Below are 7,715 nucleotides of genomic sequence, written 5' to 3' on the forward strand. Positions count from 1 at the left end.
CTCCCAAGAAGGGCGGACCCCAGCAATGGGGAGAACGGCTAGCGTGGACCGCACTTCAGATGAACTGGTCAGATGCGGCGGAAAAGTACCGCATCACTCCGCTTACGCGTCCGGACGAAGTGCACGATTTCATCCATTCCCAACCTGGGCTGTTCGAAACGTGCGAGATGTTCCCGCGGTTGCTTGTCGAATACGCTCCTCAGCTGGTGATCCCTGGGATGTCGGGCGAGTTCGACACCCTATTCTCGAAGCTCTACGAGGAATCAGCGCGTCGGCATAACGAGATGCGCAAGCAGGGTAGTCGGAGTAGCACTGAGCTGACAACTGACGGCACGATCCCGCTCTGTGATGAGGAGTGGGCACTCAGGGACCCTCGCTTTGGGGGGTACGAAGCAGCTCACATAGCTAATGACTACTTCTCTGGAGGTGTGTTTGGTCCTCCAGTGTCACTGTACGAGCACGTGGATCACATGGTTTGGTTGCTGTCTGAGGCAAGTGGGTGGCTTCCGAGGTCTGTCCATGGAGTACTCCTGGCCGGAATGGCGGAATGGCACGTCTGGCTGTGGACGGGCGGTGACTGGCCTTCGTGTGGTGCCGTATTGGAGGGACTACACGATGCCGAAGAGGGCAAGCCCTTCAGGTGGTCTGCTGAACACAAGGATGATGCGCTCAACCGATTTCGTGTGACGATTGAGACACTTAGCCTCCCTGACACGCCAGAAGGGATAGTCACTCGGTTCGTCGAGTACGACTTCCCGGGCAAATGGCTCGCACGTAGGCAAGAGATTCGTGCGCGAAGGCGAGACGATCCATAGGCCTCGCGTAATATGCGCGAGGGAACCATCCACAGCCTAACAAGCGGCCCCAGCGGACCTGCGGTTATGCCAAGCGTCTAGCAGGAGGTTCTGAGCCAGCTGCTGTCGAAGTAGCGCCCTGGTAGTGAATGGTGGCCGCTGAACCGCGAGACATTGGACGGAGGAGGGTGTATGACATGATCTACCTAGGCCATTTTTCGTTTGACAAAGAGCCCACCACTGGTGCCGTTGAAGATCAGTCGTACCATGGGTGCTTTACAACGGTGGCGGAAGCAGAGAATGTCGAAGAGGTAATGGAGAAGTTCGAAGCACTAATCCGCAGGTTGCATGACGAAGACGATGTTTTCGACGGGGTCAATGAGGTTTTTCTAGACACATGTGTCGAATGTCGTGCGATTCCACAATCGGGGTTTCTGGCGCATTTTGTGGAGTGGGTAGGCGAGGAGGTCGGTAGCATTTCAACCTCGATTCGAGGTGCTACCCATGAGGAAGCGACTGCCTATCACATTCAACCCGATGATCCAAGCGACGATAGCGACGGCCATGAAGTGGAACCATTCGTAGTATTCGCGGACTGATGGCTACAGAGAGGGAGTCCCGTCCAACAAGCGTATCCAGCGGACGCCGACATAGTCAAGGTGCTGAGATCAAGGGCCGATGCGGCACCGCTGATACGCGATAACGTTGGGAGGGTACTGGCTCACATTGAGACACAAGTGTTCCCTACATTTCTGATCGGTGACGACTGGCAACCGGACAGCTATGCCTTGACCTACGGCCCCTTTCTCGAAGCCGCCACTCCTTCTCGCTGCAGAATACTCGTCGTTGCCGCTGTGCCCGAGACCACAGCGGAGACGCGCCTGAACGACTTTCCCTCAGTCTTCGACACTCTCGGCCTGTATCCGGACAGGGGTGAGTTGGTGAGGTCGCTTTGGGCCTAACGCTGGAGTCACGTACTTCTCGATCAGCCATTTGTGGTCGCGGCACGTAGACTCTCTCAGCCGTGGCTTGGCCGCCACTCCGAGCCAGTCGTCGAGGTATCGCTTGACTGTCCGGGGGTCCGGCGTGCGCAGCCCGCCTAGGTCCTTCTTCAGCAGGAGTTCGTTCAGGCACCGCTGGGCATCAGCCTTGGTGCCGTGTATGGTCTTGTATATGTGCGGTCATTCTTGGTGACCGGGTCGCGTCCCGTGAACACTCGGACCTGACACGCGCTCCCCGCGTGCGATAATCTGCCCTGCCATGGGTCTTACCTCCCTGTACACAAGAAAAGAGGGCGGGGTAGGGGGTTTTCCCTCCACTCCCTCGGCTGGGCTGGGATGTCTTGCCCTGGAGCCTCCCCTGGCCATCGTGCAGATGGTTCAGTCAGCCGGTTCCTTGCGCCGCCCGCCCGTCAGAGCCTGGCCTCCTCGGTTAATCCACTCCTGCAGCTTGCGCTCGTTCATCTTTACCTGCCGGCCTAGTCTCATTACGGGCAGCAACCCTTGTCGAGCCATCTCGTACATGCGGTCCTCCGGCACGTTCAGCAGCCATGAGCGACCTCCGTTACCCTGAGTAACCTGGTCATGCTGTCTTCGTCGTTCATTGATGCCAGTCAGTGCCCTAGCACGGACCCACTGAGGTCCAAGCCCCCTCAATAGATTCGTTGGTGAAAGGGGGTCGCTTCTGGCGGTTAGGGGGAGGGAGCTGGACGCAGGCCGGTGGAGCTGAGGTGTACGATGGGAGCGCCAACTGGATGCCAACTCCGCACGTCTCGGGTCATCTCCGTCGGTCTCAGCGGAAAGCGGGTTCGGCCCCGTCCGGCACCGTTGACGGTGTTGTGCGTGCTCTTGGGCTTGTGGGCAGGGGTTCGCTTCACTGTCTCTTAATCAGCGGGTCCAGGGTTCGAGTCCCTGGTGGCGTAGCATCTGTTTTTGGGGTTGTGTGCGCGGGAGGGCGCGTCGTACAGGCTAGGTACCTGGATACTGCAAGCCCCGCGGCGGGTTGCTCTGGGGCTTGTTCATGCCAAGACGGGCCTTCTGGAAGCTCCCGAGAAGAATGGGCCTCGGCATCCGCCGGGGCTCTCTTCCTTTTCGGCCTGTCCTGTTGCTTCGGGATGCCCTCACGAGCCTCAGAAGGCCTCCTCTGCTACCGGGAGACAGAGCTGTAATCGGCTCGAGCCGCAGGAGACGGCTTTGGGAGCCCGTCCTCAGCGAGTCCTGCCAGATGCATTTCCAGAGCCTCAGCGAGCCTCGCCCGCGCCTTCGCCGGTGTGTTGCCGGCTGCTACACAGCCTGGAACGTCCGGGACATATGCGGAGTATCCATTTTCCGCCTTCTCAATCACCACGAGGTACTCCATGGCTAGCCCCTCCTCTGAGTTGAGCTTGCTTCATGATGCTGTTTAGGGTTCCCGGCGAAAGGTCGTCACTGAATGCGCCAGCTATAGTCGCTCGGCCAGGCTTAACAGGATGCTTGAATTGCCTGCGACTGCCCTGTGGCAAAATCCATGGTGCCGGCCCCCTTCGCATGGGGCTCTGTAATGGTGGCTCTCGCTACCATCATAACCCACGCTGCTGCGAATCGGGGTCGGTCTCAATCATTGTACTTGGTGCTCAGTACATGCATGCATCGAGGATTGACAGTACTTCGTCCAAGACCTGAGCCGCGACCCTTCCTACGCGCCGGGCGTTGCGCGACCGTAAGTCGATCGACTTCACCTGCTCCACCATGATGAAGCCTGTAACGCCCCTGGCCTTCGGGAATCGGCGCATGGGAAAGATAGTCTCGACGGGTGCTGGTGATAGGGCAAGCGATGCAGGACCCCGTGTGCCTGTTGAAGAGACCGTTACTGACTACGAGGGTGCGACGCCCTCGCTGCTCATGGCCTGACTGTGGGTCAAAACTGAGTGCCATTAGGTCTCCCTTTCGAGGGACATATCCTGACACCTACCACACCTCGCTTCTGGCCGGAGATACAAGGATATAGTGCCCGTCTATCGAAACCCGTTGGCAGAAGCGCGAAGGGAGGCCGGCCGCCGGCCTCCCTTCGCGGTCTCCCGGTGACGCTAGCTAGGACAACCGGAAGTGATTCGAATGATCAGATCGATCGCAATCATCGGCGCCGGGATCGGTGGGCTCTCCGCGGGATGCTACGCCCGGACGAACGGGTACGAAACGGACATCTTCGAACTCCATTCTGGGCCGGGCGAGCTCTGCACCAGTTGGCGGCGGGGGGACTACGTCTTCGACGGCTGCATCCACTGGCTGGTAGGCACCTCGCCGGCGGGCGGCTTCGGTCAGATATGGGAAGAGTTGGGCGCTCTTCAGGGCAAGCGCATCGTAGACCACGAGGAACTCCTCCGCTACGAAGGTCCGGGCGGCAAATACCTGGCGCTCTACACAGACGCCGACCGGCTGGAGCGCCACCTCAAAGAATTGGCCCCTGGGGACCTGGCGGCCATCGAGGAGTTCACTGGGTTGATCCGTAGATTGGCCGCGATGGAGATGCCCATCGAAAACCCCGGGCTCTTCGAAGGGCTCAAGCTCGGCTTGAAGATGCTCCCGGTCCTGGGTGCCTTCCGCAAGTACGGCCCGGTCTCCGTGCGGGAGTACGCCGGCCGCTTCAGCGATCCATTCCTGCGCGAAGCTTTCGCCGAAATGTACGGAGGCATGTCGGGCTTCCCCCTGCTGGGGTTGGGTTTCATCCTAGCCGCCATGCAGAAGAGTGACGCCGGCTACCCCGTCGGCGGCTCGCTGGAGTTCGCCCGAGCCATCGAACGGCGCTACCTCGGGCTGGGAGGCCGCGTCCATTACAACGCGCGGGTGGAGAGGATCCTGGTCGAGGATGACCGGGCCGTGGGCGTGCGTACCGCGGACGGGCGCGAGCACCGGGCGGATTACGTTATCTCTGCCGCGGACGGTCATTCGACCATCTTCGGGATGCTCGAAGGCAGGTACGCGGACGATCGGTTACGCGGCTACTACCAGGGCGGTCTTGAGCCCTTCCCGCCGATGATCCAGGTTTCGCTGGGCGTGGCGCGGGATCTCTCCGTCGAGCCGCCCACGGCTTCCTTCCCCCTGCGCCGGCCGATCGTGGTGGCGGGGAAGCCCCGCCTCCGCATGGGCTACAGGCATTTCTGCTACGACCCCACCATGGCCCCGGCCGGCACGTCGGTGGTGGTGGTCACCTTCATGACGGACTACGAGTACTGGCGGGATCTCCACGCGGACCGGGGTGCGTACCAGGCCGAGAAAGACCGCGTGGCCGCGGCAGTCGTGGAAGGGCTTGCGGGACGCTTCCCGGGGATCGAGGGCCAGGTGGAAGTGGTCGACGTGGCCACGCCCATGACCTACGAGCACTACACCGCGAACTGGCGGGCGTCCTTCGAGGGGTGGCTCATCACCGCGAAGACGATGGGGATGATGTTCCGGGGAGGGCTGCCCAAGAGCCTGCCCGGCCTGGCCAACTTCCATATGATCGGCCAGTGGACCGTGATCGGCGGCGGCCTGCCGCCGGCGGCCAAGGACCGCAGGGACGTGATCAAGAAGATCTGCCTGGGGGACCGGAGAAAGTTCACGACCGCCAAGCCGTAGGCGGACAAGGAGCGTTGGTTGAGATGTCAACAATATTCCCCCCTCCTGTAAGGCAATTGCCCCGGGCCGACATCCCGCTCAGAGGGATAACAGCCTACCTTTCGCAGGGAGAAGGACACCAGATCATCTTCATGGAGTTCAGCGAGGATGTCGACTTGCCCGAGCACTCCCATGAGAGTCAGTGGGGTGTCGTTCTCGAAGGAAGAATAGACCTGGTCATCAATGGCGTGAAACAGACCTATTCCAAAGGGGACCAATACTTCATCCCCCGGGGCGTGGTACACTCGGGAAAGATCTACTCTGGGTATGCGGATATCACTTTCTTTAACCAAGCCGACCGTTATCAAGTAGAACAATCTTGACTGCCCAACTCAGACTATGCTGACTGGGGCACTTTTCCATGTCTTGAGGGTCTTGGATCAAGTGGCGCCTAACGATGTGCAATGCACACTGGCAGAGCGGGGCGTATCCATTGTTTTCGGTTGTGGAAACATCGGGTTATGTTATTATTGTTTTGGGCCTAAATCGAAAACAACGAGGCGACCTTGGGTTGTGATATCCCGCAAGGAGGCGACAGCTCAGATAGCCAAGCAGACCTCTCCTTCAAATCGGGCCGGTGTCTACGTCAAGCAGCCGACCTGATTCCGGGCGTTTATACCCAACAACTTTCCCCCGAAACCGCCGATAGTCTTTGACGACAGGCTGCAGTTGCTCTTGTCGCAGGCGGATCACGCTCTCGGTCGACTTGATGGTGCTTCCGAACTGCTGCCGAACCCGGATATGTTTGTTCTGATGTATGTGCGTAGAGAGGCAGTACTTTCCAGCCAAATCGAAGGAACACAGGCTTCCCTGTCAGACGTACTGGAATATGAGGAACAGGTCGTTGATTCGGATAAGCCTCGCGATGTAGAAGAGGTCATTAACTACATCTCTGCAATGAATCACGGTCTAAGGCGGCTCTCAGAACTGCCCGTATCCCTGCGGCTTGTTCGGGAGATTCACCTCAAGCTACTTGAAGGAGTAAAAGGCGGAGAACGTAGTCCTGGGGAGTTTAGACAGTTACAGAACTGGGTTGGTGCACCAGGCAGCACCATTCAGACAGCTTCTCATGTTCCTCCCCCGGTCCCAGAGATGAAGAATGCCCTGGATAATCTTGAGAAGTTCCTCCACTCGAAAGACAAATCCCTGTACTGATCAAGGTTGGGATCGTTCACGCCCAATTCGAAACCATACACCCTTTCTTGGATGGAAATGGCCGCGTGGGCCGGCTCTTGATTACCTTCCTCCTGTGTGAAAGGAAAGCACTGACGCGACCGCTACTCTACCTCTCCCACTACTTCAAACAGCACAGGGCCGAGTACTACGCAAGGTTACAAGCCGTGAGAGACTACGGGGACTGGGAGGGTTGGCTCAAGTTCTTTCTTGAGGGAGTCACGACTGTGGCCAACGAAGCTACGGAAAACGCTAGAAAGATAACGAACCTCCGAGAGCGCCACCGAGACCTCAACCAGGGCCCCCTTGGACCCGCACGACCCGCCCCATGTCTTCGAGCGTTTCTACCAGGGCCGCGACAAGTCCCAAGGCATGGGGGCCGGCCTGGGCCTGGCCTGGGCCATGCTCGGCAAGCCGCGGCTCCTCATCCTCGACGAGCCTATCAACGGGCTGGATCCGGCCGGTGCCCGCGAGGTTCGCGACCTGCTGCGCCGTCTCAGAGACGAAACGGGCGTGACCATCCTTCTTTCCAGCCATATCCTGTCCGAGGTGGAACAACTGGCGGATCGTATCGGCGTCATCCACGAGGGCCGGCTCCTGGTGGAACACGATAGAATCGGAGAGTTCGGCTGGGTGCAACCGACACGGAGCGATCTCATCCAGCGCGGTTCGTGGGATGCCGCCTTCCTTGCCAATCAAACCTTGGGGGTGCAGCTCCTCCTGTTGGGGCCGATGATGTTGGCGGTGATGGGCGCTCAATTACTGACAGCCGAATATAGGCAGAAGACACTCAAGGGTTCACTGCCATTGCCGACATCCTTGGCTGGCGTCTTCGCCGCCAAGGCGGTACTTGGTTGCGTAGCCTTGGGCACCGCCCTCTTATTGACAGCGGCCGTGATCCTGCTCGTGCCGTCGCTCATGGGCCTGCCCCCATCTGGATCGCTGACCCATGCTGTATTGAAAGATACCGGCATACTCTGGGTGACCTACCTGTCTTTCTTGCACTTTGCCATGTCGGTTGGCTTAATCAGTAGGGACTTCGTGTTGCCGCTGGCTGCCTCCGCCGTCGTCCTGGTTGGCGGGATACTAGCGATGCAGGGCGGCCGGAATGGGGCCG

Annotated in this window: 8 protein-coding genes and 2 pseudogenes; 7 read left to right on the forward strand and 3 right to left on the reverse strand. The window is 59.4% G+C overall.

Annotation, left to right across the window (positions count from 1 at the left end):
- The coding region (locus NUW23_10615; GenBank protein MCR4426618.1) for a hypothetical protein at nt 1–815 on the forward strand (815 nt) is incomplete at its 5' end.
- Between the two features lie 176 nt (nt 816–991).
- Nucleotides 992–1,393, forward strand: a complete 402-nt coding sequence (locus NUW23_10620) for a hypothetical protein (protein MCR4426619.1) — start codon at nt 992–994, stop codon at nt 1,391–1,393.
- A gap of 1,546 nt (nt 1,394–2,939) precedes the next feature.
- Here the strand turns inward: NUW23_10620 and NUW23_10625 are convergent.
- The 3 genes from NUW23_10625 to NUW23_10635 all read right to left on the reverse strand — a co-directional run bounded on the left by NUW23_10625 (nt 2,940) and on the right by NUW23_10635 (nt 3,706).
- Nucleotides 2,940–3,152: a type II toxin-antitoxin system HicB family antitoxin gene (locus NUW23_10625; GenBank protein MCR4426620.1), complete on the reverse strand. Its 213-nt coding sequence runs from the start codon at nt 3,150–3,152 to the stop codon at nt 2,940–2,942.
- Nucleotides 3,130–3,321 (reverse strand): type II toxin-antitoxin system HicA family toxin, encoded by a 192-nt coding sequence (locus tag NUW23_10630; GenBank protein MCR4426621.1) that lies wholly within the window; start codon nt 3,319–3,321, stop codon nt 3,130–3,132. Before NUW23_10630 ends, NUW23_10625 begins: the two co-directional genes overlap by 23 nt.
- Before the next feature lie 64 nt (nt 3,322–3,385).
- Nucleotides 3,386–3,706, reverse strand: a complete 321-nt coding sequence (locus tag NUW23_10635) for a type II toxin-antitoxin system PemK/MazF family toxin (GenBank protein MCR4426622.1) — start codon at nt 3,704–3,706, stop codon at nt 3,386–3,388.
- A gap of 180 nt (nt 3,707–3,886) precedes the next feature.
- Here NUW23_10635 and NUW23_10640 point away from each other — a divergent pair, with 180 nt between their 5' ends.
- From NUW23_10640 to NUW23_10660, 5 genes and pseudogenes are all read left to right on the forward strand, one after another.
- Nucleotides 3,887–5,386: an NAD(P)/FAD-dependent oxidoreductase gene (locus tag NUW23_10640; GenBank protein ID MCR4426623.1), complete on the forward strand. Its 1,500-nt coding sequence runs from the start codon at nt 3,887–3,889 to the stop codon at nt 5,384–5,386.
- A 23-nt stretch (nt 5,387–5,409) separates the two neighbouring features.
- Nucleotides 5,410–5,748, forward strand: a complete 339-nt coding sequence (locus tag NUW23_10645) for a cupin domain-containing protein (GenBank protein MCR4426624.1) — start codon at nt 5,410–5,412, stop codon at nt 5,746–5,748.
- A 292-nt stretch (nt 5,749–6,040) separates the two neighbouring features.
- A pseudogene (locus NUW23_10650) lies at nt 6,041–6,891 on the forward strand (Fic family protein).
- A 91-nt stretch (nt 6,892–6,982) separates the two neighbouring features.
- Nucleotides 6,983–7,195 (forward strand): annotated as a pseudogene (locus tag NUW23_10655) (AAA family ATPase).
- Nucleotides 7,196–7,306: 111 nt separating this feature from the next.
- A partial coding sequence (locus NUW23_10660) for an ABC transporter permease (protein MCR4426625.1) occupies nt 7,307–7,715 on the forward strand: 409 nt, incomplete at its 3' end.

Source organism: Bacillota bacterium (assembly GCA_024655925.1).
Lineage (GTDB): Bacteria > Bacillota > DTU025 > DTU025 > JANLFS01 > JANLFS01.

Excerpts from the sequence above, each read along its gene's own strand:
- NUW23_10620 (MCR4426619.1), top strand. The coding sequence starts at position 992 with ATGATCTACCTAGGCCATTTTTCGTTTGACAAAGAGCCCACCACTGGT.
- NUW23_10625 (MCR4426620.1), bottom strand. The coding sequence starts at position 3,152 with ATGGAGTACCTCGTGGTGATTGAGAAGGCGGAAAATGGATACTCCGCA.
- NUW23_10630 (MCR4426621.1), bottom strand. The coding sequence starts at position 3,321 with ATGCGAAGGGGGCCGGCACCATGGATTTTGCCACAGGGCAGTCGCAGG.
- NUW23_10635 (MCR4426622.1), bottom strand. The coding sequence starts at position 3,706 with ATGGCACTCAGTTTTGACCCACAGTCAGGCCATGAGCAGCGAGGGCGT.
- NUW23_10640 (MCR4426623.1), top strand. The coding sequence starts at position 3,887 with ATGATCAGATCGATCGCAATCATCGGCGCCGGGATCGGTGGGCTCTCC.
- NUW23_10645 (MCR4426624.1), top strand. The coding sequence starts at position 5,410 with ATGTCAACAATATTCCCCCCTCCTGTAAGGCAATTGCCCCGGGCCGAC.